This is a genomic window from Caenibacillus caldisaponilyticus (assembly GCF_002003465.1).
Classification (GTDB): domain Bacteria; phylum Bacillota; class Bacilli; order Bacillales; family Sporolactobacillaceae; genus Caenibacillus; species Caenibacillus caldisaponilyticus.
Map to the genome: position 1 here is coordinate 1 of NZ_BDDQ01000053.1, position 16052 is coordinate 16052.

A 16052-nucleotide genomic window follows, 5' to 3' on the forward strand; every position below is an offset into this window, starting at 1 on the left:
AAGATTTTTCCCGTGGCATCGTCAATGGCCGCCAAAAGAGCCATGGGTTCCGCACGGTCTTCCAACCAACGATGGAAACTTCCGTCAATCTGGACCAACATGCCGGTTTGCGGTTTCCGATCTCTCGGGCGGTGAACCTTTGCCGGGCGCCGTTTCCGTTTGGGCGGGATGTTGGCTTGGCATCGGATTCGACGGACCGTAGAAGGGCTGACCCGGATTCCCTCCTGTTTGGCCAATAATTCGGAGAAATGGACATCATTGCAGTGCCGATATTTTTCACTTTGGCGGAGATTCAGGATTTTTTGCCGGATGTCTTCGGATAAGGCATGTGCAGGTTTTCGCCCCCGGTTTTTGTGAATGACTCCGTTTTCATCCTCCTCAAGGACTCGTTTTTTGAGGCGATAAACCTGACGAAGACTTAGCGATAACAATTCGGCAGCTTGTTTTCCCGTGATATACCCTTCGATCCATTGACGAATGACTTTGTAACGCTTCAATTCTTTTTTGCTCAATGGAATTCGCTCCTGTCTCATACTGACATTTTCACTGAAGCGTTACAATATGACAATATCACAGACGAACAACAGGGTCGTATGACGTCCTTTATTGTAGCGATCGTCCTGTTCATCGGCGTGATTTCCTTGGTCGGCACGCTCATCGCCGGTCGACAAGTCGATCACACCATTCAAACGTTGAATGAAGCGAGTCCCGAACGGGAAGAAGACCTGTTGAAAGCGCATCATTTTAAAAGCCATCAATCGAATTTCGGCGTGCTCACGCTGATCTACGTCGTCATGTTTATCGTTGTGATCCTCGCGGCCGTGATTTATTTCATCGTCCGCTAAATCAGGGCGTCCATTTCTGAACGAAAGTAATCGGACATTTGCGAAGCGTGATCGGTGAGCGGCGGTGAATACACGTATATTAGGGAGTGTCGTTCGCCGCCGGTGTCGCCGGGTTTACGGCGAACCGGCCGGTTTGGGGCTCTGCTCACTTTTTTGAGGAGAAATTTGACGTCCTCGATAAAAGCCGCGCTGGGTTTTGTGGATGGAGTGAAGAGAGCGGGCGGGAAGTGCCGTCGACTCTTTTTGGCAATGGGTCTGGGCCGACATAAAACATGTGGGACGTTTGTTTGTCATTGAACGGGAAGGGGTGAGGATCCCGCGTGAAAAGGGTCGGATGGCTATTATTGTTGTGTCTCACCATACTACTTCTATCGGCGTGCGGGGATCATAAAATTCCCGGTGCGAAAAACTGGCCGGTCGGCGATTTTACTTTCACCGATCAGGATGGCCGACCGTTTGGGCTGTCGAATCTAAAAGGGAAGGTCTGGGTGGCCGATTTTATTTTCACGCATTGCCCCGACGTCTGTCCCATGATGACGGCCAATATGGCCAATCTGCAGCGCATGGCGAAAAAAGAAGGCCTAAATGTGGAATTTGTATCATTCAGCGTGGATCCGGAGAACGATAAACCGGAAGTATTAAAACAATATGCCCAAAAATTCCATGGCGATTTATCCAATTGGCATTTTTTGACCGGTTACAGCCAGCAAACCATTGAAACGTTTGCTAAGAAAAATTTCAAAACTACCGTCAACAAGCCAGAGCATAGCGACATGGTCATGCATGGCGTTTATTTTTACCTCATTGACCGAAACGGGAAAATCTTGAAATATTATCAGGGTTCAAAGGATGTTCCTTACGAAGAAATATTGAAACATATGAAGGTTTTACAGGAATAATGGCGGCGGACTCATAGGTTAAATGCCTATGAGTCCTTTATTATTTTTGTCTAAAATGCTCACGCGGCCCCCATGCGCACTGACAATCGGCCGGGCGGCAGATGTTTTCAAGTTCAAGATGCCGGCCGGGCCGCAGCGGCACATCCCGCCATCTCCCTGCTGCGGAGCAGGCATGTAAAGGATGAGTACCGACGCCAAACTTTACATATTAAGGACATAAATGAGACATATTAGGAAAAGAGAGGGGATTGGGTCCATCCGCTCCAGCGGTCAACGGGCCATCGATATGCCTTCCGATTCGTGCGGATCCCGATTCAAACCGGCGTAACCGCTTTGCGGCGAATACCAGATCGCAGCCCGTTCGGATTCCGCCTTACAGCGATCTGTTTTTCCATTTATTTCTGACACGGTATTAAAAGCGGGTGCCATTTTCGATGACGGCATAGAAGCGTCCATTAGTGGTGTCCTATCCTTTGCAGTAGGTTGCGATGAGGAGATCGCCCATGATCATAACATTTTTGAAGCACCTGTTCCGTTCCGATCAGCTAAGATCGGAAAACGCCGGGGCCCAGAGGAAAAAACCACACGCCCAGACCGAGCTTTCCAAAAATTTAGGTGAGAACCTTCAGCTGTTTCAGGCCATTTATGCCGATTGTTCGGACGTGATTTTCCATGACTTTTTTATTGGCGGCAAAAAACGCGCCGTGCTGATTTACATCGAAGGTCTCGCCCATGTCGAAGAGGTCGATCAACATGTGCTCGCACCGCTTCAGAAGGATATTCCGCAGGGCTGGACGCTTACCGACGTTCGGAGAAACATCGCCGTCTCATCGATTAAACCTGTGACGACCGTCGACCATGTCATTGAAGAAGTATCCGCCGGTAACCCGGTCCTACTTGTGGATAGGGAAAAACAAGGATTTTCAATCGGGTTGTCCAAGTGGGAAAAACGCGCCATTGAAGAACCTTCTGCCGAGTCGGTCCTGCGCGGGCCGAGGGAAGGATTCATTGAATCGCTGCTGACGAATACGGCGATGCTGCGGAGAAAAGTCGGGAGCCCGAATTTAAAAATCAAAGCGATGAACATCGGCGCCTATTCCCGAACGAAGATCGCCGTTGTCTATATTGAGGGGGTGGCGGATCCCGCTTTAGTCAAGGAAGTGATGGACCGCCTGCAGCGGATCGAGATCGACGGCATCTTGGAAAGCTCGTATATTGAGGAATTGATCGAGGACAACCCTCTTTCTCCATTTCCCCAATTGCTTTCGACGGAACGGCCGGATGTGGCGAGCGCCTATTTGCTGGAAGGGCATGTCACCGTATTGATTGACGGCACCCCCAGCGCGCTGATCGCTCCGGCAACGTTTTTTTCCTTTGTGCAATCGCCTGAAGATTATTATGAGCGCTATGTCGTCGGCACGGCCATTCGTTGGCTGCGTTATCTTTTTTTTATCATTTCCTTGCTCGGCCCTTCGCTTTACGTCGCCGTGATTACGTTTCATCAGGAAATGATACCGACCCCCCTCTTATTAACGATGGCCAAGTCGCGTGAACAAGTACCGTTTCCCGCCCTTGTAGAAGCCTTCCTCATGGAAACGATGTTTGAAGCGTTGCGCGAGGCCGGGGCCAGACTCCCCAGGCAGGTCGGCACGACCGTCAGTGTGGTCGGCGCGCTTGTCATCGGTCAAACGGCGATTGCAGCCGGCATCGTCTCCACCCCGATGGTGATGGTCGTTTCCATAACGGGGATCGCTTCATTTATGGTGCCGCGCTTCACAATGGGAATTGCCGTCCGGCTTCTCCGCTTCCCCATTATGTTTTTAGCGGGTTTCCTCGGGCTTCTCGGTTTGATCCTAGGCGTGATTCTCATTTTGAATCATCTTCTCAACCTGCGTTCATTTGGCGTTCCCTATTTATCGTCTCTGGCTCCGGCGAAAAGCCGGAACTTAAAAGATGTGCTTTGGCGGGCGCCACTTTGGATGATGAACACGCGTTCGACCGGAAAACGGAACTTCTATCGACAAACCGCCGGTCAGCGGCCTGGTCCGGCCAAAAGCGACGAAGGAGGTTAATCGGGAGGAAGTTTCATGGAAAAAACAAAACGAAAAACCGTTCCTCTACTCCTTGCGCTTTCTCTCTGTACGTTTTGGCTTGCCGGCTGTTGGGATCAGACCGAAGTGAACGATTTGGCAATCATTACGGCCGCCGGTTTGGATTTAACGGAAGATCATCAATTGGAATTGTCTATAAAAATAAATGTGACGTCATCGTCAGGCGCTCAACAGATGGGAGGCTCCTCCGATCCAAGCGGCGGGGGAGGGGGGCAGTCGATTGTTCGATCGGTGAAAGGAAAGAACATGGCGGATGCGGCCTCCAAATTGCAGCAAGTGATGACCCGCAAAGTGTTTTGGGGGCAGGATGAGGTGTTCATTTTCGGGGAAAGATTGGCGAAAGAAGGGCTTAGCGAACCGATGAACTTCTTATTGCGACACCCCGGTCCAAGGGAACGGGCAAACCTATTCGTCAGCAAAGGCTCGGCGAAAGCGGTGCTTGAGCTGGATCCTCCTGTTGAACGTTCGGTCGCGGATGCGTTGCGGAGCATGGCAAAAGAGCGGACGGGGCTGAATATTACGATGAAAGAATTGGCGCAAATGATGACGGGCAAAGCCAACGCCGCCGTCATCCCTTTGGTGGAAATCAAACACACGCAGAAGCCTCAGGATTCGTTCCCGTTTATTCATGGGACGGCCATATTGAAAAACGGAAAAATGATCGGCCGCATGAACGCAGCCGCCACCCGGGGAATCCTGTGGCTGAGAAACGAAATAAATAGAGCCACCGTGACCGTTTCTCCAAAAAATAGCGAAGGAACGGTTTCCGTCCAACTGTTAAGAGGCCAAACGAAATTGGTGCCGCATATTCATGGAGACGATTGGGCCATCACCGCCCAAATTGACGCCCAAGACGATATCATCGAAAATACGACGGATCTGGACCTCACGAATCCGCAGCATATCGAAGTCTTGAAAAGCGAATTGCAGGCCGACATCAACCGTCGCGTTCGCACGGCTCTGACTCAAGCGCAGAAAAAAATGAAGGCCGATATTTTTCAATTTGCCGATGCCTTCTATCGCCAATATCCGAAAGAATGGAACCGCAACAAGGGGCGCTGGGATGAAATCTATCCGAAGGTGGAAGTCAGGCTGCAAACAAACGTGAAAATCGGCAAGTCCGGACTCATCGGCCAAAACCTCTTTTAATCTGTTCGGGGGTGTTCCACATGAAATGGGCGGCGGTTTTGGGGATCACAACGATATTGGTCATCATCACCCTGCGCGAATGGCCAAAATTAAGGCCGGAAATGAAAAGAGAAAAAGCGGCCTTCGCGATTTTGACCATTTTGGACGGAACGTTGGCTTTTCTGCTTGTCTTCTATCCGGACTTGCCGGGGCCGACGCAAGGCCTTGACGCCATGACCAAACCGTTGGTGAAATTTTTCGGGAATCTTATGGCGGAATGGAGCGGATGAGCATGGTGGAAAGCGGGAAAATTTCCGCGTCGCAAGCGGGAAAGTTGCTGTATTTGACCGTCATCCCGACAGCGATTCTCACCTCGCCAGCGATGATCTTCAAAGTCGCGAAACAGGATCTGTGGATTTCGCCGATTTTGGCATGGAGCGGGTTGATTACCGTCTTCATTGCGCTTCGGCTCCATCGCATGTTTCCAGGCGAGAATATCATTCAAGCGGGGGAGCGCATCATCGGCAAATTTCTCGGAAAAATGGTGGGGCTCATTTTTCCGTTATTTTATTTGTACCTCAACGGCATTGTTGTACGGGAATACGGCGAATTCGTGGTCGGCGCATTGCTCGTTAATACCCCGCTCATCGTGGTGTTGGGGAGCATGGTGCTCGTCTGCGCCATCGTCGTGCGCGGCGGCATCGAAATTGTCGGGAGGTTTGCCGAACTCTTTCTTCCCGCTTTTATCACGCTGTTTTTGCTCATTATCGTTCCGATCCTTCCCGATCTCAACATATCGAATATGCTTCCGGTCATGGGAGAAGGCATCGCACCTTCTCTGGCGGGAACGTTCGTCCTGCAACTATGGTTCAGCGAATTCATCACTTACTCGTTTATTCTTCCTTTTGTCACCGACCAAAAAAATGCGGCAAAAAGCATCATGTTTGCTTTAGGTGCAGTCATTTTGACGTTGGTTGTTTCCAATCTGGCGACGCTGTTGCTTCTTGGGGGGTTGACGGGCGACTATGCCTACCCGTTTCTGATCCTTGCGAGATATATCAATCTGGCCGAGTTTTTCACCCATTTGGAATCGCTGTTCATGGCGATTTGGGTGCTGGGAGCGTTTGTGAAGATTTGCGCCTTTTTCTACGTGACCGTCCTGAGCGCGGCCCAATGGATGAACCTGTCTGATTATAAGCCGATCGTGTATCCGCTCGGCTTTCTGTTGATTTTGGTCAGCCTATGGGTGGCTCCTAATTATCAGGAAATGACGCGGGCCATATCGACGTCCGTGAACTTGTCGATTTTTACGGTTTTCGTGGCCATTCCGGTCTTGCTGTTCGGCCTGGCCTGTGTAAAAAAGGCGGTGCACAAGAACAAGAATCGCAGATGAAACGCATTCAAGGAAGCGCGTATTACGGCATCGATCCATGATCTTTAGGCCATTCCTTTCTTTTGCTCCATCCCTGAATGTTCACTTTGCCGCAGCCTTGTATTCTATACACTTTCCTTCGGCATCGACCGTGACATAAGGCTCTGACCGCGATGGGAATGGGGCAGGCTAAAACCGCTGAGATTCGCTAAATCCCACTTTAAGGTTTTTTCTTTCGCCCAAATGACAAGCCGCAGCGGTTTGCCGGGCATGAAGGCGAGCATAAAGGGAACCCAAGAAGCTTATCGGATTAAAAAAAGGAAACCCAACGGTTTCCTTAACTGATTTTATACGCATGTTTTTGCGGCAGCATCGTGCCTTCTTTTTGATAACGCGCATGCATGAAAAACGCTTTTTCCAAAACGTGCGGAGTCTGGCCGCCGCCCCGGAGCGCTTCTTCAAAATACTCGCGAAGTTCGGGCCGATAATTCGGATGGGCGCAACGGTCGATGATCAAAGCCGCTCTTTCCCGCGGGGCCAATCCCCGCAAGTCGGCGATGCCTTGCTCGGTCACGATGACATCGACGTCATGTTCATTGTGGTCGACGTGGGTGACGAACGGGACGAGGGATGAAATATCTCCGTTTTTCGCGATCGATTTCGTCGCAAAAATCGCCAGCCGGCCATTTCGGGCAAAGTCGCCGGATCCGCCGGTTCCGTTCATCATGTGCGTGCCCAGCACATGGGTGGAATTCACGTTGCCGTAAATGTCGGCTTCAAGCGCCGTATTGATGGCAATGACGCCCAGGCGGCGAATGACTTCGGGATGGTTGGTCAATTCTTGAGGGCGAAGCAGGACGCGATTTTTATATTTGTCGATGTGACTAAAAACGCGCTGCATGCAATCGGGCGACAAGGTGATCGAGCAACCCGAAGCGAACCGAACCTTTCCGGCGTCAAGCAAGTCGAACACGGCATCCTGCAGCACTTCCGAGTACACTTCAAGATCGTGAAATTCGGAATCTAAAAATCCGTGCAGGACGGCATTGGCGACCGAACCGATCCCCGATTGCAACGGGAGCAGGTTTTGCGGCAGCCGGCCTGCCCGCACTTCATTCCGCAAAAAGTTCAGCAAATGTTGCGCCATTTGTTCGGTTTCGTCATCGGGAGCGACAATCGTGGACGGCGAATCCGGAAGATCGCTGATGACAATCCCTTTGATTTTCTCAGGATCCACGGCGATCGCGGTTTCGCCGATCCGGTCGTCCACTTTGGTGATCGGAATCGGCCCGCGCCGGCCTTGGTAACCGGGATCATAAATGTCGTGCATCCCTTCAAGACCGAGGGGCTGGGACAAGTTGATTTCGACGATCACTTCTTTGGCGTGTTTGACAAAGAGGTGGCTGTTTCCGACCGATGTCGTCGGAACGATGGCGCCGTCCTCCCGAATCGACACCGCTTCGATGATGGCGAGATCAACGGGCGGCAAGGCGTGCGAACGCAGCATTTCGGATACGACGGATAAATGCTCGTCCACAAACAACAGCCGGCCGTCATTAATGGCTTTGCGCATTTTCGGATCGGCTTGAAAGGGTAAGCGCTTACGAATCAGGCCGGCCTCCGCCATCTGCCCGTCGATGTCATTGCCAAGGGATGCCCCCGTATAGACGTCAAGCTTTAAGGATCGTTGCCGTTTTTTTACGGAATCAATCAACGCGAGGGGAACGGCTTTCGCATCGCCGGCGCGCGTAAACCCGCTGAGGCCGATGACCATCCCGTCCTTGATCCACGAAGCCGCCTCTTCGGCGGTGACAATCTTGTGTTGTAAGGCGAGGCAGCGCACCCGATCGTTCAACATGACAAAACCTCCCCGGTTGTTGCACGTAATATTGATGATTTTCTTACATTTTATAGGAGAAAGCGCATACAATCATTAAATATCGGACGAAACAGAAAATCGAAGGATAAAGCAGAAAAACGCGCGATGAATGGGATCGGGGAGGCCCATAAGAAAAAGCCGCTGACCCGTTCCATGTCAACGGCCTTGACCGCGCAGGTTAGAAACCGAGGCATTCTCGGAAGCGGCTGGCATACGTTTGGGAGACGGGAATGCGGCTTGAATCCTTATCTTTTAAAACCAATTGGAAAGTGGAATGGAAATACGGATGGATTTCGGCGATCGATGCCAGGTTTACGATATAGGAGCGGTGACAACGCAAAAATCGTCCGGGCGGCAAGAGGTTTTCAAGCTGGGTGAGGGTATATTTGTTTTGAAAGTCGCCGCGATCGGTGTGAATGTACGTTTTGCGCTGGTCGGCGTAAATCCAATGGATTTCATCAAAAGAAATCGGGATGTAACGGTCGTTCGTTTTCCCGATCAAGTACGGCGGCGCCGGATGTGCCGTTTCCGCCATCACGCGTTTTGACATGGGAAAAATGGCGGTGATGCAGCCGACGATCCGATCGTCATCCATCACCGGATGGCCAATCGCATAATAAGGCACGCCGAACACGCGGGGATCCACGACAGCCGCGACGCTTTGCTTCGCTTGGACCGCCCGGAAAGATACCGATCCTTCGCGTAGCCGGTCCCCGGGATGAATGGGCAAATCGATCGATTTGCCGGGCTGATAGTAGATGAAATGCCGGCGGTCGCTGATGGCGATGGCCCCGTCGTTTTCTAAACCATCCTTGATCACTTGCACCATTTTAGACAGCGTTTTAAGTTCCACCTCATCATCACCCGCGCCCATCTTAAGGTAAGAATTCTGCCTCTATTATTATATGTCATTTTAAGCGAAAGAAGGGGACATGACACAAACATTCAAAAAAAAGAATGGCCAAGGCGGATCTCGCGAGGGCGCAACACCAAGGGGCGCCCATCTTATAGCGGCACCAAAATGCAAAAATCGGTTGAATCTTTATGCTTCACTGAATCGTAGACCATGTGAGGATGCTCAATGGTATGTATTTCTGAAGCCATCCCGGATGGCTGCCTGTCCGGCGGCCGGCCATTCTTGAAAAGCTTTTTTGTCATGAAAAGCCAGGTATAAGGCCGTTAGAAAATGTTTCTTCTCGGTTCCTCTAACCGTTTTGCAAATGTGGCTTAAATATCGGAGAAAGGATGTCAGGCGATGAAAAGGTGAAAACATGGCTAAAAACGGCGCAACGTTGCATATCGAAAAGATCTTGGCGGATAGCGGGCATTGGCCCGTCACGGGTTACCGTCGGGTTTGGGGCGGCGAAGACAGTTCCGTACTGTGTGACAGACCATTGAAAACGAGACCGGCTGTATGTTTCATAAAAGTTTTAGGCCATTGGCATTTGAAATTTATATTAAGGATGTGACGAAATTGACAACCCATGGACTGGATGCGCAGATGCGGATCTACGCGGCCGCGCTGAAAGCGGAGGCAAGCTACGATTGGCCGATCTCGGTGGATGAATGGGCCCGGCGAGCGCGGGAAAAGTTGGCCGACGGCCCTTGGTGGTATGTGGAGGGAGCGGCCGGCCAAGGGTGGACGATGCGGGCGAATCGGGAGGCGTTTTACCGTTACCGGATTCGCCCGCGGATGTTGCGGAACGTGGAAGACCGGGATCTGACCACGCGCCTGTTTGGGCAGAAGTTACCGGCGCCGTTCTTGTTGGGGCCGGTGGGCGTGCAATCGATTGTGCATCCGGAAGCGGAGCTGGCGAGCGGAAAGGCGGCCGCGGCGTTCGGCATCCCCTTCGTCCTTAGCACCGTCTCGTCGGTATCGTTGGAAGACGTGGCCACGGCAATGGGCGATGCGCCGCGTTGGTTCCAACTCTACCCGGGCCGTGATCCGGAGATCATTGCCAGCATGGTGGCCCGGGCGGAGCAAGCCGGGTATAGTGCGCTGGTGGTGACGGTGGACACGACGATGCTGGGCTGGCGGGAGAAGGATTTGGAAAACGCCTATTTGCCATTCCTGCAGGGGCTGGGATTGGCCAACTACCTCACCGATCCGGTGTTTCGCAGCCGTTTGGCGCGTCCGCCGGAAGAAGATATGGAGGCGGCCATCCTCCACTTTTTGTCGGTCTACGTCAACCCTGCCTTCACGTGGGACGACCTGTCCGCCATTCGCCGGCAGACGCGCTTGCCCATGCTTGTTAAAGGCATCACCCACCCGGAGGACGCCAAACACGCGTTCGATCTTGGCGCGGACGCGGTCGTCGTGTCAAATCACGGCGGGCGCCAGGTGGACGGCGGCGTGGCGGCGCTGGATGCGCTTGTGGAGGTGCGGGAAGCGGTCGGACCGGACGCCGCGTTGCTCATGGACAGCGGCATTCGCTGTGCGGCCGATGTGTTGAAGGCTTTGGCCCTAGGCGCGAACGCGGTGATGTTTGGCCGCCCGTACATGTACGCCTTGGCGGTCGGCGGGGAGGCAGGCGTGCGCCAGTGGTTGGTCCACACCTTAGCGGAATTGGATTTGGAATTGGCGCTCGCCGGTTATCGTTCGATTCGTGAGATCGACCGCAGTGTCGTGAAAAAAGCGGAATAGCGCAGTGAGAAATTCGACGGGACCATTCAAGAGAACGGTCCCGTTTGACAATGTTACACAAGGTCTTCCAAATGCAAGCGCTTGTTGATCGCATACATGATCGGCGCACCGACGGCCATGACGGTGAATTCGCCGATGGCGGTCGTGAGCCATGTGAAGAAAAAGGGATAATGGAAGGCCAGGTTGAGCTCCCAGGCAATCAGGCACATGGAAAAAGTAAACACGGCGGTGTTTATGGCCATGCGGGCCCAAATGTTTTGCACGAATTTAGCCGATAGGATGGTGATGATTAAAGAAATGACGGATTGGCCGACACCGAATACAAGGTCATAGCCGACCATCGGCGAGAAAAAGAGGTTCGTTAAAAAGACGCCTGCAACAATGCCGAAAAAATATCTTTTATTGAAGACAACCATGTGGTTGAACATTTCGGACAGGCGGAACTGGATGTTTGTAAACCCAAAGGGCTGGATGAGAAATGAAACCGCAATATATAATGCGGCCAAAATGCCGTTCGCCACAAATGTTTTGGTTTTCACGAAACACACTCCTTAGCTGTTGATCTTGCTGTCTGTGCGAAAATCTCAGTCCACCTCATTTTAACAGGAATCGAAGCCGAAAGACAAAAGACGATCGGTTTTGGCTTTTCGATGAAATCATGAAATAGTGAACCATTTAGCAATCCGGATGAAAGGGCGGGGATTTACCCGCTCCGCTGTCAGCCTGATCAGAAAACCGGGTTTCAAGATGAAGGGTTGAACTCAGGAAGGGCAAGGCGTAAGTTTAAAGATGACAGAATGGCCGCGTTTTGATTGTCAATGCCCCGAAATTCTGGCAGAGCGATTTGCGAAGACGGAAGCCCCTACCTGTTAAAAAAAGAGAGGTCATACAGACAACGAGGGATTGAGTGAAGGTCCAAAAGCGGTCTTTAGCGGAACTTATCGGAACCTGCACTTGCGTAGAGTCCACAAAGCTTGCCCAGAGAACGAAGAAGGGCCACACGCTTGACCGAAATCGCGTGTTTCACGAGAAAAAAAGCGACCGCCAATGTAAGAGAGCGGTCGCTTTCGCCATTGATTCCCTATGTTCCGTCAAAAAGGATGCGGCGCTTCCCGCAACCCTTTATTTTCCTTTGTTTTTCAATACGTCTTTGAGCGTTTGATATTCCTGAATGTCGATGTCGCCCGAAGCCAACCGTTTGTCGAGAATGAGCAGTGCGTCATCATGGAACCGGTGTCTGCCGCCCCACCGGCAGCGTCGCCAAGAAATCAGATTGGCGATGAACAAGCCGATCAGCAATAAAAAGAATAAAAAACCAAACGGAAATGGAAAACATCCCCAATGATGCATATCGATCATCTCCTCATCATTCTGCAGTTTTTTAAACGCACGGCCTTTTGGCCATTTTTTCGGTTTCACGTCATTCTTACTTATAAGTCGGTTTCATCCGCTTTCCCCATGGTTTCATAATGGAAAGGATATACATGAGCACGAGCGACAGGAGCTGAACGATGATTCCCGTCCACAGTTCGACATGGACAACAAACGCCTCTGCGCCCTCCGCGGGGCTTAATTGTAAAGCTTCCGCCGTCCATGTCTGCATGGCCCATAAATTCAAGAAAAGGGTGATCAGTGTCAAACCTTCTTTGGCAAGGATCCAATAATATCGGAACAATCCCCAATTTGACCAAACGGACAACAAAACGCCGGTGAGAGTGGCGCCGATCGTCGACGCTCTGACGGACGTTCGCGATAAAAGGTGCATGGCCTGGTAACAGGCCTTTGCAAGGTTTGCGTGGTCCGCTGCCAGGGCCGTGATGCTGAAAATAAGGAAAGCGACCATGTTGCCGAGTAGGATGGCCGCAAACACGCTGTGGACGATAAGCAGCCATCGTCTGGCTTTAAAGGAAAGCCTCAATTTTCCACCTCCCATCGAAAGCGGCCGCTTTACGGATCCCATTGTATCCGGCACTTCTAAACACCCGCTAAAGCCTTTCTTAAATTTTTCTAAATGGCTGCCGAGCCCCTGTAAGAAAACAAAAACCACTCGTCATGGAGTGGTTAAAACAGCCGGCTTATCCTTTCAATCGATAGCCCGCGCCCCAAACGGTCTCGATAAACTGCGGGTGGGCCGGATCGGATTCGATTTTTTCGCGAATTTTTCTGATGTGGACCGTGACCGTTGCCGTGTCTCCCAGCGCATCAAGCCCCCAGATGCGCTCAAAAAGCTGTTCTTTGCTGAACACCTGATTGGGATGCATCGCCAGAAAAGCCAGCAAGTCAAATTCGCGGGCGGTCAATGCGACTTCCTTATCCCCGACAAACACTTGACGGGACGCTCGGTTGATATGAAGTTCGCGAATATGAATGTCATCCACGGGCTGGCTTTTTCGGACCAAACGTTCATACCTGGAGAGATGCGCTTTCACCCGCGCCACGAGCTCGCTCGGGCTGAACGGTTTGACGATATAATCATCGGCCCCGAGGCCGAGGCCGCGGATTTTATCGATCTCTTCATTTTTCGCGGTCACCATTAAAATCGGGGCATCCGTTTTCTGGCGGATTTGTTTGCACAGCTCGAAACCGTTGATTCCCGGCAGCATCACATCGAGCAGGATGAGTTGAAAATCTTGGTTTGCCGCCGCCTCAAGCCCGGTTTGGCCGTCAAACGCCAATTCCACGGCAAACCCTGCGATTTCCAAATAGTCTCTTTCCAATTCGGCGATGCTCCGATCATCTTCAATGATTAAAATGCGTTTCACGGGTCAATCACCTTGATCACAAATTTTTTGTAAGGTAAAAGACAGGCACAGGCCTTCGCCGGGACGGCTATCCGCCCAAATCGTCCCGCCGTGGGCTTCGATGATTTGCGCCGCAATCGCCAGGCCTAAACCGCTGCCTCCGGTCTCTAAATTTCGGGAAGGTTCAATGCGATAGAAGCGTTGGAAGATGTTTTCAAGTTCCTCAGGCGGGACGCCCGGCCCGTTGTCGCATATTTGGATTTTGACTTTATCGACTTGTTCTTCTACGGAAACTTGAATTCGACAGTTTTCTTTATCCGTATATTTCACGCTGTTATAGATGATGTTGTTCATGGCGCGAATGATGTGGTTCCGGTCCAATAATACGACGGCATCCAACGCATCTGGCACACGCAAATCTATTTGAACCTGGCGATCGGCGAGTTCCAGGCGAAGTTCCTCCAAATAATCTTCCAAAAACGGTAATAAACGGACGTTTTCAAAATGGAACGGCAAGCTTTTTACATCGAGCTTGGAATAGAGAAACAGCTCGTCAATCAGGCGATCCATATATAGCGCCTTGGCATGAATGGTGTCCAAATACCGTTGGAGCTTCTCTTCCGTATTGGCGACGCCGTCTTTAATGCCCTCGACGTAGCCGAGAATGGCGGTAATCGGCGTTTTCAGGTCATGAGAAATGTTGGCGACGAGCTCCCGGCGGTTTTTTTCGTATTTCTCCCTGAGCTCTAATGATTCCTTTAATTTCGCTCGCATGTCATCAAAGGCGTTGACGAGCTTTCCCAATTCATCTTTTTTATTGGACGCCAAATGGAAATCGAGATCGCCGCGGCTTATTTTGTCGGCGGCCGTCGACAGCTGGCGAACGGGTTTCAGGATGCTCCGCGACACGAGGTAGGAAAGCAGCACATTGGTCAGCACCACGATCAGCACGATACCGATAAAAATCAACGGAAAAAACGTTCGCGCGAACTCGGGAAAAGAACCGCCTTTACCCAAAAGGAAAAGGGAACCTTTCGTACCGTCTTTAAAGAAGAAATCATGTTGTCGGATCGTATAAGGCCGGTGGCCGAACCAGGCCATCGGAAGATAGCCTTCGTGACCAAACGCCGGCAGCTTGCCATTCGCCGCCTCCTTCACATTCGCCGAGGTGTATACAATGTGGTCTCCTTTGCGGACGATGATGCCGGCGTGTTTCGCTTTCAGCTCGCTCGTCAATGAATCGAGGAAAGCCATATCCAATAATTTTTCGGGTTCAAGGGAAGCGGTTTTCTCAAGGCGCGTAAAAACGGCTTGATTTGGCCCGGCGGGCGGCGTCGCCCAGCCGGGGCGGCCGTGATTCGTGAAGGTGTTGATTTCACTCCCGAAAAGCAGGTGAAGGAAAACAAAATACAACATCACCATGACAATGGGCATGAACACCATGGCGGCATTTGAAATAAAAAGCCGTTTGCGGATAGACATACGTTTCACCTTCGCAAGGACGTTCTCCGTCCAAGATTACTTAATGATTCTTAACATGACATAAACGATTTCTTAAATCTATCTAAATTCATCTTATTATATGGCCGGAAAACTCATCAAAAAACGGGGGAATGGCGACAATTCGCCGTTTGCTTATCGGTTATGGCGGCTTACTGAAGCAGATCCACAAGGAATTGAATTTAGGAGACGCTGAAAACGGGGATTTGGTCAAGATTTCTGAAGAAGATGAGATTGCGAATGGAACTTTTGATGTGATTGCAAAATGGCATATTGGGTTAAGGAATTATGTAATAGTGTCTCAAACTTATAGGAATGTACCTTTCTAATTTTTTATTTTTTTTATAAGACAAAATACCTATTTACAATTTTTTCAACATAACTGTAAAATTAATATAAATATTTTTAGTATATTAAGAGATTCTGGTAAGGGGAATTATTTTGAACAAGATTATTAAAAAACAGTGCCGCCGTTGTTAGTTGCTGGCTTTTTATTTGGAAGCGTTGCTGGCACTGTATCTGCAAAAGAACCAAACAGTTTGACAAAATCTGAAATCAATATGCAACAAGAAGTAATAGCTCATCGGTCAAGTCCATTTTATTGTGTAAATTTCCCTTTGATAGAAAGATGGACCTGATGACCTGACGTATGGCAGGTAAGTCCGGCAAGTCTCCCTGCCGGTCGCCTTCCCGGACTAATGATCATTGTTGTCAAAGTACAGGTGTGTCAAGGCGCTTTCGCGGCAACTCCTCGCTTCCGAGGTATTTCACGTTCTCCTTGACACGTCGAAGAAATTATCCCACTTTCTTGATCGCCGAAACTTCCTGATTCATCGTTTGAACGCCTAACTCTTTCGTTTTCCGCCACTGCCAATAGTCGGACATATCCAGGTATTTGCGTCCCGATATCCATTTTTCGTCCATTTCGATCAA

15 protein-coding genes and 2 pseudogenes are annotated in these 16052 nt (G+C 50.8%); 8 read left to right on the forward strand and 9 right to left on the reverse strand.

Annotated elements, in window-relative coordinates; genetic code table 11:
* Positions 1–512 (reverse strand): helix-turn-helix domain-containing protein (locus CCB157_RS13650; RefSeq protein WP_143287059.1); only part of this gene is annotated, 512 nt, incomplete at its 3' end.
* A gap of 81 nt (positions 513–593) precedes the next feature.
* Between CCB157_RS13650 and CCB157_RS13655 the strand changes: the two genes are divergently transcribed.
* From CCB157_RS13655 to CCB157_RS13685, 6 genes are all read left to right on the forward strand, one after another.
* Complete coding sequence (locus tag CCB157_RS13655) at positions 594–845, forward strand: hypothetical protein (RefSeq protein WP_077616437.1); 252 nt, start codon at positions 594–596, stop codon at positions 843–845.
* 320 nt (positions 846–1165) lie between these two features.
* Positions 1166–1744 carry an SCO family protein gene (locus tag CCB157_RS13660; RefSeq protein WP_077616438.1) on the forward strand — a complete coding sequence of 193 codons (579 nt, stop codon included), beginning with the start codon at positions 1166–1168 and terminating at the stop codon, positions 1742–1744.
* Between the two features lie 503 nt (positions 1745–2247).
* Positions 2248–3816 (forward strand): spore germination protein, encoded by a 1569-nt coding sequence (locus CCB157_RS13670; RefSeq protein ID WP_077616440.1) that lies wholly within the window; start codon positions 2248–2250, stop codon positions 3814–3816.
* Positions 3817–3831: 15 nt separating this feature from the next.
* Positions 3832–5004 carry a Ger(x)C family spore germination protein gene (locus tag CCB157_RS13675; protein ID WP_077616441.1) on the forward strand — a complete coding sequence of 391 codons (1173 nt, stop codon included), beginning with the start codon at positions 3832–3834 and terminating at the stop codon, positions 5002–5004.
* Between the two features lie 20 nt (positions 5005–5024).
* A complete protein-coding gene (locus tag CCB157_RS13680) occupies positions 5025–5273 on the forward strand; it encodes a hypothetical protein (protein WP_077616442.1) in 249 nt (82 codons plus the stop codon).
* Positions 5270–6376, forward strand: coding sequence for a GerAB/ArcD/ProY family transporter (locus CCB157_RS13685; protein ID WP_238594724.1), 1107 nt, complete (start codon positions 5270–5272; stop codon positions 6374–6376). The genes CCB157_RS13680 and CCB157_RS13685 overlap by 4 nt, the downstream gene beginning before the upstream one ends.
* Positions 6377–6692: 316 nt before the next feature.
* On the opposite strand, the gene scpC is transcribed toward CCB157_RS13685, so the two are convergent.
* Positions 6693–8213 carry a succinyl-CoA:acetate CoA-transferase ScpC gene (gene scpC / locus CCB157_RS13690; RefSeq protein ID WP_077616444.1) on the reverse strand — a complete coding sequence of 507 codons (1521 nt, stop codon included), beginning with the start codon at positions 8211–8213 and terminating at the stop codon, positions 6693–6695.
* Between the two features lie 199 nt (positions 8214–8412).
* The gene (locus CCB157_RS13695) at positions 8413–9087 is read right to left on the reverse strand and encodes a LytTR family DNA-binding domain-containing protein (RefSeq protein ID WP_158077327.1); all 675 of its coding nucleotides are present in this window, start codon (positions 9085–9087) and stop codon (positions 8413–8415) included.
* 585 nt (positions 9088–9672) lie between these two features.
* On the opposite strand from CCB157_RS13695, the gene CCB157_RS13705 reads away from it, so the two are divergent.
* Positions 9673–10878: an alpha-hydroxy-acid oxidizing protein gene (locus CCB157_RS13705; protein ID WP_238594725.1), complete on the forward strand. Its 1206-nt coding sequence runs from the start codon at positions 9673–9675 to the stop codon at positions 10876–10878.
* Between the two features lie 53 nt (positions 10879–10931).
* Here the strand turns inward: CCB157_RS13705 and CCB157_RS13710 are convergent, their stop codons facing one another.
* From CCB157_RS13710 to CCB157_RS13730, 5 genes are all read right to left on the reverse strand, one after another.
* Positions 10932–11417, reverse strand: a complete 486-nt coding sequence (locus tag CCB157_RS13710; RefSeq protein ID WP_077616448.1) for a QueT transporter family protein — start codon at positions 11415–11417, stop codon at positions 10932–10934.
* A gap of 583 nt (positions 11418–12000) precedes the next feature.
* The gene (locus CCB157_RS13715) at positions 12001–12228 is read right to left on the reverse strand and encodes an SHOCT domain-containing protein (protein ID WP_158077328.1); all 228 of its coding nucleotides are present in this window, start codon (positions 12226–12228) and stop codon (positions 12001–12003) included.
* A gap of 76 nt (positions 12229–12304) precedes the next feature.
* On the reverse strand, positions 12305–12796 hold the full coding sequence (locus CCB157_RS13720) for a hypothetical protein (protein ID WP_238594726.1): 492 nt from the start codon (positions 12794–12796) through the stop codon (positions 12305–12307).
* 157 nt (positions 12797–12953) lie between these two features.
* Positions 12954–13640 carry a response regulator transcription factor gene (locus CCB157_RS13725; RefSeq protein WP_077616450.1) on the reverse strand — a complete coding sequence of 229 codons (687 nt, stop codon included), beginning with the start codon at positions 13638–13640 and terminating at the stop codon, positions 12954–12956.
* Positions 13641–13643: 3 nt separating this feature from the next.
* Entirely contained in the window at positions 13644–15101 is a 1458-nt protein-coding gene (locus CCB157_RS13730; protein ID WP_077616451.1) for a sensor histidine kinase, read from the reverse strand.
* A gap of 146 nt (positions 15102–15247) precedes the next feature.
* Between CCB157_RS13730 and CCB157_RS13735 the strand changes: the two are divergent.
* Positions 15248–15448 (forward strand): annotated as a pseudogene (locus CCB157_RS13735) (hypothetical protein); the annotation flags it as partial.
* Between the two features lie 466 nt (positions 15449–15914).
* On the opposite strand, the pseudogene CCB157_RS18485 reads toward CCB157_RS13735, so the two are convergent.
* Positions 15915–16052 (reverse strand): annotated as a pseudogene (locus tag CCB157_RS18485) (IS256 family transposase); the annotation flags it as partial.

What these genes read in the sequence shown, in the direction of transcription:
- scpC (WP_077616444.1), bottom strand. Translation starts at nt 8,213, where the DNA reads ATGTTGAACGATCGGGTGCGCTGCCTCGCCTTACAACACAAGATTGTC.
- CCB157_RS13685 (WP_238594724.1), top strand. Translation starts at nt 5,270, where the DNA reads ATGAGCATGGTGGAAAGCGGGAAAATTTCCGCGTCGCAAGCGGGAAAG.
- CCB157_RS13655 (WP_077616437.1), top strand. Translation starts at nt 594, where the DNA reads ATGACGTCCTTTATTGTAGCGATCGTCCTGTTCATCGGCGTGATTTCC.
- CCB157_RS13670 (WP_077616440.1), top strand. Translation starts at nt 2,248, where the DNA reads ATGATCATAACATTTTTGAAGCACCTGTTCCGTTCCGATCAGCTAAGA.
- CCB157_RS13675 (WP_077616441.1), top strand. Translation starts at nt 3,832, where the DNA reads ATGGAAAAAACAAAACGAAAAACCGTTCCTCTACTCCTTGCGCTTTCT.
- CCB157_RS13715 (WP_158077328.1), bottom strand. Translation starts at nt 12,228, where the DNA reads ATGCATCATTGGGGATGTTTTCCATTTCCGTTTGGTTTTTTATTCTTT.
- CCB157_RS13730 (WP_077616451.1), bottom strand. Translation starts at nt 15,101, where the DNA reads ATGTCTATCCGCAAACGGCTTTTTATTTCAAATGCCGCCATGGTGTTC.
- CCB157_RS13680 (WP_077616442.1), top strand. Translation starts at nt 5,025, where the DNA reads ATGAAATGGGCGGCGGTTTTGGGGATCACAACGATATTGGTCATCATC.